15 protein-coding genes, 1 tRNA gene and 1 pseudogene are annotated in these 15,435 nt (G+C 63.4%); 8 read left to right on the top strand and 9 right to left on the bottom strand.

The genetic code is table 11. From position 1 onward, the window contains the following. Nucleotides 1–180: 180 nt before the first annotated feature. Nucleotides 181–576: a hypothetical protein gene (locus ACIQ1T_RS10400; RefSeq protein ID WP_395944475.1), complete on the bottom strand. Its 396-nt coding sequence runs from the start codon at nucleotides 574–576 to the stop codon at nucleotides 181–183. Nucleotides 577–647: 71 nt separating this feature from the next. Further along, nucleotides 648–818: a hypothetical protein gene (locus tag ACIQ1T_RS10395; RefSeq protein ID WP_395944474.1), complete on the bottom strand. Its 171-nt coding sequence runs from the start codon at nucleotides 816–818 to the stop codon at nucleotides 648–650. Between the two features lie 363 nt (nucleotides 819–1,181). Here ACIQ1T_RS10395 and ACIQ1T_RS10390 point away from each other — a divergent pair, with 363 nt between their 5' ends. From ACIQ1T_RS10390 to ACIQ1T_RS10380, 3 genes are read left to right on the top strand one after another with little or no spacing between them, the layout of a single operon-like run. Then, entirely contained in the window at nucleotides 1,182–1,703 is a 522-nt protein-coding gene (locus ACIQ1T_RS10390) for an RNA polymerase sigma factor (RefSeq protein ID WP_395944473.1), read from the top strand. A 37-nt stretch (nucleotides 1,704–1,740) separates the two neighbouring features. Further along, entirely contained in the window at nucleotides 1,741–2,688 is a 948-nt protein-coding gene (locus ACIQ1T_RS10385) for a FecR family protein (protein ID WP_395944472.1), read from the top strand. Beyond that, complete coding sequence (locus ACIQ1T_RS10380) at nucleotides 2,685–4,988, top strand: TonB-dependent receptor plug domain-containing protein (protein ID WP_395944471.1); 2,304 nt, start codon at nucleotides 2,685–2,687, stop codon at nucleotides 4,986–4,988. Before ACIQ1T_RS10385 ends, ACIQ1T_RS10380 begins: the two co-directional genes overlap by 4 nt. 303 nt (nucleotides 4,989–5,291) lie before the next feature. Here ACIQ1T_RS10380 and ACIQ1T_RS10375 read toward each other — a convergent pair whose 3' ends face one another. Continuing rightward, a complete protein-coding gene (locus ACIQ1T_RS10375) occupies nucleotides 5,292–6,473 on the bottom strand; it encodes a glycosyltransferase family 4 protein (RefSeq protein ID WP_395944470.1) in 1,182 nt (393 codons plus the stop codon). Between the two features lie 558 nt (nucleotides 6,474–7,031). Here ACIQ1T_RS10375 and ACIQ1T_RS10370 point away from each other — a divergent pair. Further along, nucleotides 7,032–8,195: a tyrosine-type recombinase/integrase gene (locus ACIQ1T_RS10370; RefSeq protein WP_395944469.1), complete on the top strand. Its 1,164-nt coding sequence runs from the start codon at nucleotides 7,032–7,034 to the stop codon at nucleotides 8,193–8,195. A 486-nt stretch (nucleotides 8,196–8,681) separates the two neighbouring features. Here ACIQ1T_RS10370 and ACIQ1T_RS10365 read toward each other — a convergent pair whose 3' ends face one another. The 4 genes and pseudogenes from ACIQ1T_RS10365 to ACIQ1T_RS10350 form a co-directional block, all read right to left on the bottom strand. Then, the gene (locus ACIQ1T_RS10365) at nucleotides 8,682–9,560 is read right to left on the bottom strand and encodes a hypothetical protein (RefSeq protein WP_395944468.1); all 879 of its coding nucleotides are present in this window, start codon (nucleotides 9,558–9,560) and stop codon (nucleotides 8,682–8,684) included. A 1-nt stretch (nucleotide 9,561) separates the two neighbouring features. Further along, nucleotides 9,562–10,302: a hypothetical protein gene (locus ACIQ1T_RS10360; protein WP_395944467.1), complete on the bottom strand. Its 741-nt coding sequence runs from the start codon at nucleotides 10,300–10,302 to the stop codon at nucleotides 9,562–9,564. A 126-nt stretch (nucleotides 10,303–10,428) separates the two neighbouring features. Further along, nucleotides 10,429–10,575 (bottom strand): annotated as a pseudogene (locus ACIQ1T_RS10355) (sigma factor-like helix-turn-helix DNA-binding protein); the annotation flags it as partial. Between the two features lie 538 nt (nucleotides 10,576–11,113). Beyond that, the gene (locus ACIQ1T_RS10350; protein WP_395944466.1) at nucleotides 11,114–11,494 is read right to left on the bottom strand and encodes a hypothetical protein; all 381 of its coding nucleotides are present in this window, start codon (nucleotides 11,492–11,494) and stop codon (nucleotides 11,114–11,116) included. Nucleotides 11,495–11,631: 137 nt separating this feature from the next. Between ACIQ1T_RS10350 and ACIQ1T_RS10345 the strand changes: the two genes are divergently transcribed. The 4 genes from ACIQ1T_RS10345 (at nucleotide 11,632) to ACIQ1T_RS10330 (ending at nucleotide 14,370) form a co-directional block, all read left to right on the top strand. Beyond that, nucleotides 11,632–11,862 carry a helix-turn-helix domain-containing protein gene (locus ACIQ1T_RS10345; RefSeq protein ID WP_395944465.1) on the top strand — a complete coding sequence of 77 codons (231 nt, stop codon included), beginning with the start codon at nucleotides 11,632–11,634 and terminating at the stop codon, nucleotides 11,860–11,862. A gap of 390 nt (nucleotides 11,863–12,252) precedes the next feature. Further along, on the top strand, nucleotides 12,253–12,759 hold the full coding sequence (locus tag ACIQ1T_RS10340) for a hypothetical protein (RefSeq protein ID WP_395944464.1): 507 nt from the start codon (nucleotides 12,253–12,255) through the stop codon (nucleotides 12,757–12,759). A 16-nt stretch (nucleotides 12,760–12,775) separates the two neighbouring features. Continuing rightward, nucleotides 12,776–13,273: an ImmA/IrrE family metallo-endopeptidase gene (locus ACIQ1T_RS10335; protein ID WP_395944463.1), complete on the top strand. Its 498-nt coding sequence runs from the start codon at nucleotides 12,776–12,778 to the stop codon at nucleotides 13,271–13,273. A 14-nt stretch (nucleotides 13,274–13,287) separates the two neighbouring features. Next, nucleotides 13,288–14,370 carry a hypothetical protein gene (locus tag ACIQ1T_RS10330; protein ID WP_395944462.1) on the top strand — a complete coding sequence of 361 codons (1,083 nt, stop codon included), beginning with the start codon at nucleotides 13,288–13,290 and terminating at the stop codon, nucleotides 14,368–14,370. Here ACIQ1T_RS10330 and ACIQ1T_RS10325 read toward each other — a convergent pair. Both ACIQ1T_RS10325 and ACIQ1T_RS10320 read right to left on the bottom strand, forming a co-directional pair. Next, nucleotides 14,367–15,056: a sce7726 family protein gene (locus ACIQ1T_RS10325; protein ID WP_395944461.1), complete on the bottom strand. Its 690-nt coding sequence runs from the start codon at nucleotides 15,054–15,056 to the stop codon at nucleotides 14,367–14,369. The two genes, ACIQ1T_RS10330 and ACIQ1T_RS10325, sit on opposite strands and share 4 nt — an antisense overlap. A gap of 266 nt (nucleotides 15,057–15,322) precedes the next feature. After that, nucleotides 15,323–15,399 (bottom strand) — tRNA-Met (locus ACIQ1T_RS10320). Nucleotides 15,400–15,435 lie beyond the last annotated feature (36 nt).

The raw sequence follows: 15,435 nt of genomic DNA, 5'->3' as shown, positions 1-15,435 counted from the left end.
GATCGCGTGCGACCTTCGGTCGCCGAACCCGGCGAGGGGGAGACCGGCGACCTCCCTGCCCTGACCGCGGCGACACCTGATCGCAGAAGGCGCCGATAAGCCCGACCGACCTGTCCAGCGTCATCCGAAGGCCGATTTTCATTGGCGGCGGCCGTTGCCAACGGCGCCGTCACACAGGCGTCAGCCCCTCGCCTTCTTCAGTTCCGCCAGCCGCCGCTTGCGGGCCCTGGCGTGGTCCAGGTTCAAGGCGGCGCGCCGGGCCTCGATCTGGGCGATCTGGTCGTCGAGCGCGCCCCCGGCCTGTGCGTGGTCGATGTCCAGGGCTTCCAGCGCGGCTTCAAGTCGGGCGATCTTCTCACGTTTGGCCTTGGACGGGCCGGAGGCCGCCCTCGGTTTGGCCGCCCTGCCCAGTTTGCCGATGTCGACGGACAGACCGCGTTCGATCACCGCGCCCGGGTCCGCCAACGCAGCCTCATAGTCCGGCCCGCCGCTGAGTTCGCGGGCCAGGCCGGTGGCGAACAGATCCTGTCTGGAGCCCCAGGCCTCGAGCGCCTTGGGCCGCGAACGCGTCGCCACGCTGAAAGCGTGAAATCCGTCGGACCAGCAAAAGACTTTCAGTTTCGCCGCCATTCGACGCCTCCGCCGGCCTAGGCCGACAGGATGCGATCGCGTTGATCGCCCCAGATCCGCCGGCCTCGCCGTCGCGCGGCGATCTTGTCGCGCTCGCGCAACGCCGACGACACGCGGCCGGGATCGGTCAGATCCCGGACCAGATCGCGGGGTTCGTCAGGGGATTTCGGATCGGTCTCGGACGCCATGATCGGTCTCCGTTGCATTCGCTGTCCGGACAGAACGCCGCACGCCGGCGCCTGTTCACCGCCGCCCCTGTCACGACCCCGGCATCGTCGACGCCTCCACTCGCGCGGCTTCCGAGCGGTTCTTGGGGATCGGCCTTTGGTTTGTCTTGGCGGTCGGGTGGGACAGCAGAAAGCCCCTGCTTTGACCAGCCGGGGCTTTTTGATTTGGGTGCGCGAGCACGATCCATACGATGCCCCACATCTCCGATCACATTCTCGGCTTGACCGATTTCAGGTCCGCGCCGTCACGACAGCGAATGTCGATGGGACATGCGACGGTCCCCATATTGCCGACCTCCGCCCCGATATGCGTATAGGGCGGACATGGATGCGCCATCATCACAGGCCGCCGGTCTCGAGGCGGCTTTTCGGGAGTTGAGGCCGGACCTCGAGCGCCGCGCCCGAGCGATGGGCGCTGTGAACGAGGCCGAGGACATCCTCCAAGAGGTCTGGATTCGTCTCAGGGCCGCTCGCGCGCCCGTCGGCAATCCCCGCGCCTACCTCTACCACATGGTGTATACGGCCGTGCTGGATCACAAGCGCGGCCGCCGTCGCTCCTCGGCACGAGACGGCGACTGGGTCCAAACGGATTATGGGGGCCTCCCCTCGACGACCCAGGCGCCGGAGGCCGAGCGCGCCCTCATCGCCCGAGAGACTCTGGCTCAGGTCCATGCGCGCCTGGAGGCGCTCGGCGATCCGGCGGCCGCCATCTTTCGTCGCCATCGGATCGACGGCGAAACCCAGCGCCATATTGCTGAGGATCTGCGGATGGGGTTGAGCACGGTCGAGAAGCATCTGAGGCGCGCCTATGCCGCCATTCTTGGCCTCGACGGAGACGAAGCATGAGGCAATTGCGCCACGGCGGCGTCCTGAGGACATGCCGATGAACCACACTCCGCAATCCATCAATCGCGCTGCGGTCAACTGGCTGGTGCAGGTCAACGACCCGGAGTTCGACGGCTGGGAGGACTGGCAGGCCTGGCTCGACCAGGACCCGGCCCACAAGGAGACCTATTGGCGGCTGGCCGCCGCAGACGCCGACGCGGTCGAGGTGCTGTCCGATCCGGTTGTCGTGCCGTTCCGCAGACCCAAGCGCCGGACCTCTCGTCATTCGACGCGCTGGTTCGGGATGGCCGCAGCGGCGTCGGTGGCCGCAGTCGCCCTCGGCGCCGGGGGATATGGCTGGATCACCCGCCCTCAACCCTGGCTGGTCGAGACCGCCGCCGGCGAACAGCGGGCGCTTACCCTGGCCGACGGAACGGTCCTCCAGGTCGCCGGCGCGACGCGTCTGCGACTGGACCGCCGCAACCCGAGAATCGCGGAGCTTGAAGCGGGACGCGTCCTGTTCGAGGTCGCCCACGACGACCGGCGCCCCTTCACGCTGGCTGTGGGCGAGATCGCCGTCACGGATCTGGGTACGGTGTTCGATGTCACCCGCCTGGCCGACGACGGCGCGCGGGTGGCCGTCTCCGAAGGCTTGGTCCGCGTCGATCAGGACGACCGAAGTCTGACCCTGCGCCCCGGCGACGCGGTCATAGCTGACGGCCAGGGATTCGATCGCCGCTCCGTCGCCCTCGACGCCGTCGGCGCCTGGCGCGAAGGCCGGCTGACCTACAACAACGAGCGGGTGTCTGTCGTGGCCGACGACCTCGCGCGCGCGCTCGGCGAGCCCGTGGCCGTAACACCGTCGATGGGGGAAGGCCGCTTTTCCGGGAGCGTGACCGTTACAGGGGATCCGGAGGCGTTGAGACGCAGGCTCGAACTTCTCCTCGACGCCGAGGTCGCCCACACGAATGCGGGCTGGCGGATCAGCGGACGACCGGCGCGGTGATCGCCCCTGCCGTCATCGTCGCGGCCATGCTCGTTCAGGCGCCTCAGCCGCGCCCCGTCTTCCAGGTTGGGCCGGGCACTGTGGTCGACGGCGCCAACGCGATTGCAGCCCAGGCAGGCGTCGATGTCGTCGTCCCGGAACCGCTTCGCACCCGAAGGACCCCGGGGGTCTCCGGGCGGATGACGACCGAGGACGCCTTCGCGCGTCTGTTGCGCCCGGCGGGCGCGCGCGCAATCCGGTCCGGACCAGGCGTCTATCGGATCGAAGCCTTGCCCAGCACGAGATCCGCGCCGCCGACCCCGCCGCCGACGGCCGTTCTGGAGGATGTGATGGTAACGGCGTCGGTGCGTCGCGGCGGCTTGGCCGAGGCCACGGGGCAGGTGCTCGTCTCACCGAGCGGTCTCCGGCGCGCCGAAGGTCTGGCGTCCAGCGAGACCGTCGCCGACCTGTCCGCCAGCGTGGACTCGACCCGGCAAGGTCAGGGGCGCAACAAGCTGTTCGTCAGAGGCGTCGCGGATTCGGCGTTCAACGGACCGCTTCAATCCACGATCGGTCAATATCTCGGCGACCTCCGGCTCAACTACGGCTCGCCGGACCCCGATCTCGCCCTCGTCGACATGGACCGTCTCGAGGTCTTCGAAGGCCCCCAGGGCGCCCGTTTCGGAGCCGGCTCGATCGGCGGCGTCGTCAGACTGCATCCGACATCGCCCGACCTCGGACAGATCACCTCGCGGGTCCTGGTTGGGCTGTCGGCGACATCGGGGGGCGCGCCGGGCGGCGACGCCACGCTTGTCGCCAACCGTCCGCTCGGCGGCGATGCGGCGCTTCGGTTGGTCGCCTACGCGCGGCGTGACGGGGGCTTTCTCGACAACCCCGTGAGGGCGACCGACAACGCCGACCATATCGACACGGTTGGCGGCAGGGCGGCGCTTCGGTTTGTGCGGGCGGGATGGACGGTCGACCTCCTCGGCGTCGCCCAGTCCATCTCGTCGGACGACGCCCAGACGGTGCGCGCCCAGGACCGTCGGATGGTCAAGACCCGCGCCGTCGCCGAACCCTATCGCAGCAGCCTGTGGCTGGGCGGGATTACGGCCAGTCGCGACCTCGGCGATCTCCGACTGACCTCGGCGACCAGTGTCTCGTATCAGGACCTCCATGAGCGTTTCGATGCGACGGGCCTCGGCGACGCCTCGCCATCCGTCGTCGACCGCGATCAGTCGGTCTGGGCGCTGTCCAGCGAATTCAGGGCGGAAACCAGAGCGGCCGGCTTCTGGTCGTGGACCGGCGGCGGCGCGCTTGCGCTCGGAGAGACCACGGCGAAACGACGCGGGCTCGATCTCTCTCCAGATCCCACGCCCGTCTACGGTTCGGATCTGGGGCGGAGCTTCGCCGAAGCCGCCGTGTTCGGGGAGGTCGTCGCCCGCCCGTCCCCCGATCTGCGTCTGGCCTTCGGAGGGCGATTGGCAGCGGTCCGCATCGTCTACGACGCCACCCTGATCGGCCCCAATGCGGTCCGAGGTCGCCCGGATGACGACGGCGTCAGCCTGGACGTCACGCCCACGATTTCCGCGCGATGGACCACGCCGTTCGACTGGTCTGTGTTCGCGCGCTTCGACCGGGCCGTCCGCCCGGGAGGCGTGACCGAGGGCGACGCCGGCGTCCAGACCTATGCCGCCGACCGGGTCCGTCTCATCGAAGCCGGATTGCGCACGCCCGACGCCGCGCAGATCACGGCCGAGGTCTCCATCGGTCGTCTGGACTGGCGCGACATCCAGGCGGACGTCGCCACTCAGGGCGGGGACCTGGTGACGGGCAATATCGGCGACGGGCGGATCCGGTTCGTGTCGGCGCGTGCGGCCTGGGCGCCGTCGCCGAGGCTCGAGATCCGCGGCGGCCTGTTCGTCAACGACAGTCTCGTCAGGATCGACCGGCCCTCCATCATCGGCGTCACGCGTGCGGAGATTCCCAACGTCGCCCCGATCGGCGCCCAGCTCAGCGTGGATTACGACGCCGGGCCGGTCGCTGGACTGCCGCTCAGCCTGGGCGCCGACCTGCGCTACATCGGCGAATCCAGACTGGGTCTGGGTCCGGGCCTCGACGCCGCCCAGGGCGGCTACATCCGCACCGAACTGACGGCGCGCCTGGGCGACGAACGGCGCGCCCTGAGTCTGAGGGTCTCCAACCCTCTGGACGCAGCCGCCGTCCGCTACGGCATCGGCTCGCCCTACCAGCTCTATGATCCGCAGGCCGTCCCCTTGCGCCCCCTGACCGTCAGGCTCGGGTTCGAAACCGCCTTCTGAGCGTCCGTCGCCTTTTTCGACTGGACCGTAAGGTCGATCGCCCTGGGCGGCGTCTTCCCTCGAAAGCCGCAACGCGGCGACCTTTAGGAAGACATTTGACGCCCGTCCGCATTTCCGCCGCCGCCCCCCTCTTCAGCCTCTTTTGACCCGATCGGCGAGGGATCCTCTTCCCCCCTCGCCGCTCATCCCGCACGTGCCAACCGCCCCCCTGTCCACGATGCGGGATGTGGGCCATCGCCGAACGGCGGTGGCCCTTCCTTCCCGGACGGCGCCGTCGTCGAGACTTCCCCTCCAGCGCCTCCCTCAGAACGCCACAGGGCTCGACGCCCCCGCCAGAATCTGGCGACGCGCCCGCAACAGATCCCGAGCCCGCCGTCCCGGCGAATGGGCTTCCATCACCCTCTGCTGGGCCGCACGCGCCATGGCCTGACGTTCGAGTGGATGAGTGATCAGCCAGTCCATGGCCGTCACCAGGGTCCTGGGCGTAACCTCCACGAGATAATGGGCATGAGGGCCGCTGGCCTCGCGCAGGCCGCCCCGGCCGGACGAGATCAGGGCGGCGCCGGCGGCATGGGCCTCCACGGCCGCCAGACCGAAGGGCTCGCTCCAGAGGGACGGCGTCAGGGCGATCGCCGCCGAACGGAGCCGCCGCCGGACCTCCGAGAGCGGCGCCGAATGCAGGACCTCGACCCGGTCGCCGAACACCGACAGGGGCGCCACATGAGGCTCGGCCCAGGCGCGATGCTGCTCCCAGTCGTTGAGCAGCAGCACCGCCCGCCAGGTCGGATGCGCCTGCAGAACCTGAGGCAGGGCGGCGCAGATCTCTGACAGCCCCTTGGCGGCCATCGCCCGTCCCGCGAAGGCGATCACCGGCTCGCGGATCTCGGGCGCGGCGGCCCAGAGCCGCGCATCGATCGGATTCGGCACAGCCCAGGCGCGGTCGGCGAGCGCGGGATAGACATGGGCGAAGGCCCGCTGCTCGGCCTCGCTGACGAAGATCAGCCCATCCATCCGGCTGTAGCGCGCATTGTAGCGCAGACGGTCGATCCAGTTCTGCGGGGCCTTGAGCGCATTGTGCCGGTAGAGGACGTGGCGGACTTTCGGCAGGGCCGCCGCGATCCCGACCGCCTGCTTCACCTGCTGGTGATGCTCGACGATCTCGGGGCGGAAGGCCTGCAGCCGCGCCTTGAGGACGCTCAGCCGTTTCGGTCCGACCGGCAGGGTTTCGACATTGGACAGGCCATGGTCGTCGGCGCCCTCGTCGCAGAAGATCCTGATGTGAGCCGTCCCCGTCGCACCGGCCAGGGTCCGGACCACCGTCTCCATCGAGTTCGGACGGGACGCGGAAAACCGACATCCCGGCGGCAGCAGGATCGCGGTCCGCACGGCCTGATCCGGCCGACCGCCCGTCGTCGCAACCCGCCCTCGACGGGCGAAGGGCAGGACGGAGGCCTCGGAAGAGAAGGGCTGCAGCGACGGATACATGGATTTCTCCGGACAAGGCCGGACACGCACCCGGCAGATGTCGGGAAGACGCCGCCGAGGCTCAGACGCCTTACGACGAGGACACCGACATGCCGTGAGCGGGGTCTTCCCTACGGACCGGACGGACGCCGCGGTCAGTCGGTTGCAGGCCGATGGTGCGACGAGTTCCCCGCATCGGGATCCAGACCCCGCTGTGCCTTGGCTTGCGCGCCGGGCGGCCTTCCACGCCTGTCTGTCGGACTTGGGTGCTGGATTTTGTTCAGCAAAAATCCGGCAGATCGTTGATCTGACGGCTTATTTGTTTGGGTGCGGGAGTAGGATTTGAACCTACGACCTTCAGGTTATGAGAACGATATCTACTGTTTTCGCATTGTGCGATTGCACTTCTTACTATCGCTCAAAGCCCTACTACGCCTGACTTTCTGTTGACGACCTCGCCTATCTGAATCACCGTTCCTGCGATCTATTTCGCCCTGCTTTTCCGCCGAACGCTTCCGTCTTGCTTCCACGGATCGACCGGCCTGAGAGGCGGTGGATGTGCTGGGAAAGGACTTGGAGATGGCTGGCGAGAAGTTGAGCAAGCGCGTGGTGGACCGCCTAGAGGCGCGCGCCAAGGACTACATCGTTTTCGACGGCGAACTGCCGGGGTTCGGCGTTCGCGTCATGCCGAACGGCAAACGCTTCTATCTGATCCAGTATCGGAGACACGGCCGCACCCGGCGCATGGCGCTGGGCCAGCATGGCGTGGTGACGGCGGAGATCGCCCGGCGCGAGGCCAACCGCATGTTGGGCGCCGTGCGCGGCGGCGGTGACGATCCGGCAACGCTTCGGGACTTGGAGCGCCAGGCGGCGACGGTCCAGGAGTTGGGCGCACGGTTCCTGAAGGAGCACGTCGCGGTGCGCTGCAAGCCGACCACCGCCTACGAATACAAGCGCGCCGTCGAGTTCTTCATCAACCCGTTCTTCGGCAAGCAGCGGGTGCGGACGGTGACCTCGGCCGATGTGGCGGAGCTTCATGGGAAGTATGCGCACACCCCCTATCAATCGAACCGGGTGCTGGGCGTCCTCTCCAAGATGATGAACTTGGCGGAGGTGTGGGGCATGAGGGACAAGCGCACCAACCCCTGTGACGACGTGAAGGGTTTCCCCGAGCGCAAGCGAGAGCGCTTCCTGTCGCCCGAAGAGATCGAGCGCCTGGGCGCGGCCCTTCAAGAGGCCGAGCGCACAGGCGCGGAAAGCCGCTTCGCTGTCGCCGCCTTTAAACTGCTGCTTCTAACCGGCTGCCGCCTTCGCGAAATCCAGACGCTCAAGTGGAGCTACATCGACTTTAAAGCGGGCCGCTTCCGGCTCCCGGATAGCAAGACCGGACCGAAGACAGTCTATCTCGGCGACGCCGTGGTCGAGCTCCTGCGCAAGCTGCCCGAGGTCGATGGCAATCCCTATGTCATCGTCGGCAAGCTGGAAGGGCGCCACCTGACCGACCTTCAGCATCCGTGGCGGCGCATCCGAAAGACCGCTGGCTTGGAGGATGTTCGCATCCACGACCTGCGGCACACCTATGCATCGGACGGCGTGTTGGCGGGCGAAGGCTTGCCGATGATCGGCAAGCTGCTCGGCCATACGCAGGTCCAGACCACCGCTCGATATGCGCACCTGGCGGATCATCCGGTCAGGGAAGCGGCAACCCGCATCGCGGGACGGTTGGCGATGGCGCTGGGGTGACTGGTGCGGAAGACCAACCAAATGGAGAGACATTTTTAATGAGGGTCTGGATGCGATCCATTTTGCTCACGTCCGTTTTGGACATTGCAGGACCATCACACCAGTTTTGCTACAATGCATTCGGTCAGCTTGTTTGGCTTTCGGATCATCACCATATGTATACGTGACCATCGGAACCGATTGCGAGAACCGCAACGGGTTTGCGCCGACGCTGCTGTAGAACCATCTTGCGCAATGATCCGTTAGGTTCTACGTGACACAAGTAGGTTTTAAGCCACGTGCGCACTAACCGCGTTTGCGGGACGTGCCTTGCGAATGGCGATTGCAGATGTTGCGAAATGCAATCGCCTTGTGTTGCGACTGAGATCGATGGGCTGGTTCTGCAGATCCCCCCATCGTTGAGTTGCTGCGCATAAGACACGACGGTCCAAGACCAAGGCTGGCAACAAGGGATTTCGGGCGACAGCAAGGCTGTCGCCCAAATCACTAAATCCTCACATAATCATTCGGCGCGATGTTGAGATGCGGCTTGCCCACAAACTCACCCTCGGCTCCGTGGCAGTTGCAAAATCGTCCTTCCAACCGAGGTGGGCGGGTGCAGTCGAAGTGAAATCCCGAGGCGATTGGTCCCCCCAAACGGAACCATCCGTTCAACGCGCACCGCGCGTCATGGCCTTCGCCGGGTTTTTCCCACAGTCGGCCGTGAAGATCGCGCCCCGGAGACCGGAAAATCACATCGGCGTCGTCGCGGAATCCCTTGTCACTGCCTTTCGGCTTGAAGGGATGCCGAGCCTCAATTTCGCGGCATGCCGTCTGAACCTTTTCTGCGGGGTTACCGGCTTGCAGTAAGGCCTTCGACAGCCCTTCGATCGACGGCCTTAACGCGTCAGATTTAAAGTTGCCGACTGGAAGCAAAACCGGACTGCGATTTCGTCGCGCCTCAACTTCTGATCTCATTGCCCGCGTCGCTCGGATCAGAGTCGGAACTTCCTTTCCGATGGTGCCAAGCACTGTGTTGAACGCCACACGCCCGGCCTCTCCGTCGATGACTAGCGGAAAGGGAAGTTTCACACGCAGCACGAGGGCCGCCGGAAACAACTCACTTTCGAAGGCGTCGAGATCGTCCCATTCATGGGCGAGACAGATGACCCCGAACCCCTCAGCCGCATTGCGATTATCGGCATTGATCAGAGCGATGGCGCGGTCGATCAACGTCCGCGCAGTTGAGGCACCGGTTTTCCAGGCCCCATTCTCAGGTTTGCTGGGCACGCCAAAGACGGAATGCCCCGAACCCGCGAGTTTCCCGCTTTGTTTCTGGAAAGTGTTGAAATGCGGCGTGGGCACGCCCGCAACGCCGATCAGCATCCTAGTGCTCGGACGCCAACCTGATCGAACGTAGGCGCTCGACGACATCGAGAGGCAGAGAAATGCGCGTTCGTTCCGCAGGCTGAAGCAAGCCGATTAACTGATCCAGCGCCGTCTCAGCCCCGCCTTCAGCTATGATCGTCGCCGGACGTTGAGCCTTGGATACGGGAACTCTTTTTCGCCCGAGGCCAAACCGAGACACCTCTATCTGAAGTTCCGAGGCCCAAGATGCGATGCTGGCTTGAACCTCGGCTTTGAACACCTCGTTATCGCCGCCAGTCTCCTCCGGAACGATGAATCGTCGCTCGATCTCATAGCCTGTCTCCGGCACATTCTCCGCCGGGTGATCAGCGAATCCGATGGACGGCTCATCGACAATCCATCGGCGGCGGTCCTCGGGAATGGGAAGAGTAAAAGCTTTCCACGCTGCGGGGGCGAAACGAATGGGCTTGGCGCTTGTCCGGGTTCGGAAATACCGACTGTACGGCTCCGACACCTGCGCGTCTGCGGGCACGACACCCCACACAATGGAATGCCCCTCATTTTGAATCACCCTGAACCGCCCCTCTACCTGGGGATCCGTCTCAAGGAAAACTCTCCATTTTCTGCCCTTAAGTATTTCCTCCATGCTGAATCCGCACCCGGCCATCAAGGCAGGCACACGGCTCAACAACAGGGCGACCCCGTGTTCCTTCCATTCATCCTTGACCAAGGATTCCAGCGTCTCGAGCCAGTCAGCCATCATGACGATCCCCCACACGAACGCGCTTCATTGCACTCTCTTCGGAAAGGAGCAATCAAAGAGGGTCACGCGTCCGTTTGCGCCACGGCAGCGCGCCTGTGTCGAGGTCGGATCGCCGCCCACCGCTCAGCCCTCGGCCGCTCGGAGCGTTTCCGATATCTGCACAAGCGCGCCAGCGAGTCGTGCCTGGACGCGTTCGCGGTCCATGCCGAGCAGCTCCGCTATCTGGTCGTAATCCAACCCGGCCATCCGATGCAGAACGAAGACATCACGGTCTCCTTGGGGAGCTCAGTGATGGCCCGAATAAGAAGCCGATGCTCGTTGGACTTGGCGCCGCAAAGGCCCTGACGTTTCAATGGAGCTTCGGGGTTGGTCACCGACGTTCCCTCCCTTCGTCGCCAGTGAAGGCCTGCACATTGTCGAGCAGAGCACGAATGGCTCGGTCGGCCACCTCGGGACGGTAGGGGCTCGGACGGCCCGCCCACGCCTCTGGAAAGCGCTCCAGAGGCGTAGAGCGGGGAGAGAACCTCAGCCATCTCTTGGATGCCTTCTGAGATGTCCCTGAGGCCTGCCATGCGCGCGCACCGGAGTGCTTTGGTGAGATCATACCTGATGTGAACGCGGTTTCACTGGTCAGTGATGCCGCGATGCAGGAGGTAGGCCTTCAGCCCGAGTTCGATAGTGATAGCGAGGTAGTAGGCGGATGACCCGCCTGACCGGCCCCGAGCTGCCTGCCCCATCTCATGGAAGGCACGCGCATTCCTGACGAGGGCGCGAGCGAGCGCCCTATCTGGCTTGCGGCGCCGGTTGCTCATGGCGCCCTGCGGATCGCATCGAGGTCGCGAACCGCTCGCTTCAGTATGCCATGGACCACCGGGTGCTCTTCGGGAGGACTAAGCCGCTCGGCAACGCGGAGGTTCGCCAATATGTCATCGTAATCGCGGCTCGGACTGGTGGGCATCTTGCGCAATAACCGAATGAGCCGTCGATGGAGAATGCGAAGGAGCGCCTCCACTTCGGAAAGGCCGCTGGCATGTTGCGCGGCGTCCTTTTCAGCGTCTGTCAGCGCAAACCACCCTGGCTGCCGCTCCAGCCTACCATTCAGCTCGCACCACGCATCGAGGTGACGATTGTGCTGGTCATCCAGCGCCAGCCAATTTCGATGCCAAGTGAGTCTCTGATCATAAGACATGCGTGACCTCCCGCGCAGCCGCTCGGCCGCTCAGCCATGCTAAGCGGTGGAATCTCGGAGTATTTCGGCTAGAGTTCATCGGAATTCACCGACTCAGTCAACAGAATTCTGCAATTTGTCGGAGATTTTCGCCGAGAATGATTAGCCCTGCTCAGATACGTATGGCCCGTGCAGGCCTTGGGATCAGCGTTCGGGTGCTTTCTGAACGTGCCAATGTCGCGGATTCGACCATCCACCGTTTCGAAACGAACCGTGGAGGGATGCAGACCAGCACGCTGGAGCGCCTGCAATCCGCGCTAGAGGCAGAGGGAGTGGTGTTTTTGGCTGCGGACGGAACGGGTGGACCTGGGGTCCGACTGAAAGCTTGAGGCAGCAGGCCGTCAGCAACGCATGGTAGCCATCAGCCAGGATAGGGGCCGGGCCGTCAGGGGTGGGCGCAATATGCGCCCATCGCGGCAGCGACGGCGAAGCCGCCCTTGACCGACCGGCACCGTCCTGGCGCTCTTCAGTATGCGTTGCAGGTTGAATAAGGTGCGTTTTCGCCTTTATTTTCAAAGACATACAGGCAATTCAAAGGTGAAGAGCTAGAACGCGCCTTGTCGAATGTGATTGAAGATGCTCGCCTTTTCCGCCCCGAACCCCACCCGCACCTTGCGGCTTTTATCTTGCCCTCAATCGCCGGGAGCTATTTGCCCACGCGGCCTAGTCTCCCACCACGCTTTATCATCCAGCATTTCTGATTTCCCAGAACGATGGCATTGATCACGGGTAACGATTCATTCGGCGCCATCTCCGGCCTCAGCCAAGGACCCAACTTCAAACCAATGATTAAGTCCCTTGCCATCGGAGCAGGATCCGCATTGGTGACTGCGGTCGTCATTCTCGTTTTCCAAGGGGTCGGCTTCCGCCTGAGTCCGGTCGGAATGAGCTACGCAGACCTCGCCGCCACACTCTTATCGGCAGCTGCTGTGCTTCTCACAATCATCGGCATCTTTATCGCCGCACTCGCCATTTGGGGATTCGCGGCATTTCGCTCGGTAGCAAAATCTGCCGCGAAGGGTCATGTGAGCGCGCAGATCAGAAATGGCGACCTGCGAACTCACATCGAAAGCCTCGTCAAAAGTTACCTGGGCGATGAACTGGCATCTGGCGACCTCCGACTTGAGTTTGAGCGTCGCCTGGACGAGGTGATCCTCCAATCAGCAGCCCGTCGCGCCGTGCCGGAAGGTACGACCGAAAATGACGTTCCCGTGGGCGATCTTTAGCGATGGGAGCAGACCTATGAGCACCGAGTGGCGAAATCTCGATCCAGTACGCAAGGACCTTATCCGGCGTAGGCAGGATCGCGCCCCAGTGAAACTTTCGGCTATTGCCGAAGAGTTGGGCTTGAAACTCCGAGCCGCGACACTCCCTGCCGGAATTTCGGGCGAAATTCGACCGGACCCATCAGCACCGTCAGGTTATGTGGTCCGCGTCAATCGGCACGACAGCCCAGGCCGCCAGCGCTTCACCATCGCCCACGAGATAAGTCACTTCCTGCTTCATGAGGAATTCATAGGCGACGGCATCACAGACGACATCCTCTATCGTTCCGAGGTCTCCGACTGGAAGGAGGCGCAGGCAAACCGCTTGGCTGCCGATATTCTCATGCCAGACGATCTGGTTTCCGCCTGGCTTGATCGCGCCCGATCTCTCGAGGTAACAGACATAACAAGCTACCTTGCCGAGAAGTTCGAAGTATCGGAGGGTGCAATGAGGATTCGACTAGGGCTAGCCTAGCAGGGGGAATGTGTTTGGGACTGCGTGACTGGAATTCCACCGCTTACATTCCGATCCTCGCGTTAAATGGTGCCGAGATGCAGGCGCTAGAGGAACTCCCCAGCCAGGATAAGGACGCCCTCCTCCCTGTCATTCAGTTGAAGAACTGGTTCACGGCCGCGACACTTGAGAAGTCCCTCGGACGGGTTGAGAAGGCCTATGGGAGCCGCCCTTACATTGCCGATGTCTGCCCGGCCGGTTTGGACGAAGACCATGGCAGGCCCGTCTTTCAGCAACTAGCGGCCTTACGGGCTTCCTCCAATGGGTATGAGAACTGGTGCGCCTTCATCGAAGAGCATAACAATCTCATCCCGGCCATACAGCTAATGGATCCCAAGGAGATTCCTTCTCAGACAGAGCGCTTTGCGGCACTCGGCCGGGGAATGGCGGTCCACGTCACTAAACGGATGATTGCTGCAGCGGAGGGCATCGCTCAAATCGTCGGCTCCGCGACTGACGGTGGAAGCGATCTTTGCTTCGTCCTCGATCTCGGTCGGCAAAATGAAGACCTGCTGGGGAACGTGGCCGTCACGGTTAAGACCATCGAACGGGTGAGAGGCCATCTGCCAAAGGCGACGCTGTGCGTCTCCGCCTCTTCCTTCCCATCGTCGTTTGTCGGCGTGAAGGATCAGGCCATCTTTGAACGCACCCATTTTGACAATGTCAAAAAAGCCTCCGGGGAGGCCGGACTGATCTACAGCGACCGGGGAAGTGCTCGTGCCGAGAAGCAACTCGGCGGAGGTGGCAGCCCTTCGCCGCGGATCGACTATGCCGGCGGCTCAAAGTGGGACTTTTTCCGGTCCGATACTGTGACGCGTGCAGAACGGCCCGCCGCATATATCGCGCAGGCAAAGAAGGCCGTGAAGGCTGACTGTTGGGATAAGGACCTTCACGTTTGGGGGTGCCAGATGATTGAAAAGACATCCAAGAAGGCCGTGGACGGGATCAAATCGCAGCAGAGCGCAGCAGCGGCCAGGATAAACATCCATCTCCATCGGCAACTGTGGCATGGCAACCCGGCAGGATTGTACGACACAGACGAGGATTGGTCCGACTAAGCCACCTGCTGCGCGACTTGGGCTAGAGAGGCACTCCACGAAGACCAATCTTGCTGCTGCTGGCGGGCCCAAGCCACCGCTCGGTCACGTTCCTTCCGAAAACGACTGAGCTCATGGAGATCGTCCACGGCAATGGGGCGCGTTTCCACGAGATCCCAAAATGCCCTGCTCGTATCGCCGTGGCGACGCGAGAACACGTCGAAAAATGCGGCTTGGTAGTCCTCCGCCGAAGCGCCCCCAGCCACCCTTCTCATTTCTTCCGCCGTAAGGAGGTCCGAGAGGCATTTGGCGACTGGTAACTTGGTTCGTGAGGCTACCACGTCAACTCTTCCGCTCGCCGACATTGTCCAAACATCGACCTCGCGCAACGCGGACCAGTCGAGATGTCTAACGTGGCACGACGCCACCACGAGCACGACACGGTCAAAGTAGCCCTTGTAGGCCTCGATTTGCGTCGGGAGTCGCTTAAGCGTGTCTAGTTCGCTTTTGATCTCGATGCCCAGGAACTCGACACCACGCAGAGCCAAGTCCACGCGCACCCCCGTTTCGCCTAAGCAAAACTCACTCGCTACGACTGAACGTGCCCACGCCGGATTTTCGGTCCGCAGATGATCCAGGACAAATCCTTTGATCATCTGCTCGCTCGGAGCCTTGGCGCCGAACACGAAGCTGTTGGACCTTGTCATCTCTCGGTTGTCTCAAACACCAAAACATCTTTCAACCTCGCGATTTTGCCTAGGCCCCAGCAGACTTTGCCCCCTCCCAGCCCTTGGGCTCTGCGCGGTCCAAGACATGGCGGGAAGCGGAACACCTCTCGCAGGTGTGATATCGAACTGTGTCGCGCTTGCATTTGCGAGCCGAGTGCTTCCACGTGGCTTCCAGAGCTGGATTTCGCCGCAGGATTTCAGGCAATAAAAAGCCCGCTATCCTATTGGAATAGCGGGCTAAATCTTGGGTGCGGGAGTAGGATTTGAACCTACGACCTTCAGGTTATGAGCCTGACGAGCTACCGGGCTGCTCCATCCCGCGGCAAACGGTAGTTTCGTGAGGAAGAACTGTTCGAGA

The organism is Brevundimonas sp. (assembly GCF_044336875.1).
Taxonomy (GTDB): Bacteria; Pseudomonadota; Alphaproteobacteria; order Caulobacterales; family Caulobacteraceae; genus Brevundimonas.
The sequence above is the reverse complement of the archived record's forward strand: the minus strand, read 5'-3'. Positions and strand labels throughout refer to the sequence as shown.

Bases quoted from the DNA above. Each gene is read 5' to 3' on its own strand.
- ACIQ1T_RS10395 (WP_395944474.1), bottom strand. From the start codon at position 818: ATGGCGTCCGAGACCGATCCGAAATCCCCTGACGAACCCCGCGATCTG.
- ACIQ1T_RS10390 (WP_395944473.1), top strand. From the start codon at position 1,182: ATGGATGCGCCATCATCACAGGCCGCCGGTCTCGAGGCGGCTTTTCGG.
- ACIQ1T_RS10385 (WP_395944472.1), top strand. From the start codon at position 1,741: ATGAACCACACTCCGCAATCCATCAATCGCGCTGCGGTCAACTGGCTG.
- ACIQ1T_RS10375 (WP_395944470.1), bottom strand. From the start codon at position 6,473: ATGTATCCGTCGCTGCAGCCCTTCTCTTCCGAGGCCTCCGTCCTGCCC.
- ACIQ1T_RS10370 (WP_395944469.1), top strand. From the start codon at position 7,032: ATGGCTGGCGAGAAGTTGAGCAAGCGCGTGGTGGACCGCCTAGAGGCG.
- ACIQ1T_RS10365 (WP_395944468.1), bottom strand. From the start codon at position 9,560: ATGCTGATCGGCGTTGCGGGCGTGCCCACGCCGCATTTCAACACTTTC.
- ACIQ1T_RS10360 (WP_395944467.1), bottom strand. From the start codon at position 10,302: ATGGCTGACTGGCTCGAGACGCTGGAATCCTTGGTCAAGGATGAATGG.
- ACIQ1T_RS10350 (WP_395944466.1), bottom strand. From the start codon at position 11,494: ATGTCTTATGATCAGAGACTCACTTGGCATCGAAATTGGCTGGCGCTG.
- ACIQ1T_RS10345 (WP_395944465.1), top strand. From the start codon at position 11,632: ATGATTAGCCCTGCTCAGATACGTATGGCCCGTGCAGGCCTTGGGATC.
- ACIQ1T_RS10335 (WP_395944463.1), top strand. From the start codon at position 12,776: ATGAGCACCGAGTGGCGAAATCTCGATCCAGTACGCAAGGACCTTATC.
- ACIQ1T_RS10325 (WP_395944461.1), bottom strand. From the start codon at position 15,056: ATGACAAGGTCCAACAGCTTCGTGTTCGGCGCCAAGGCTCCGAGCGAG.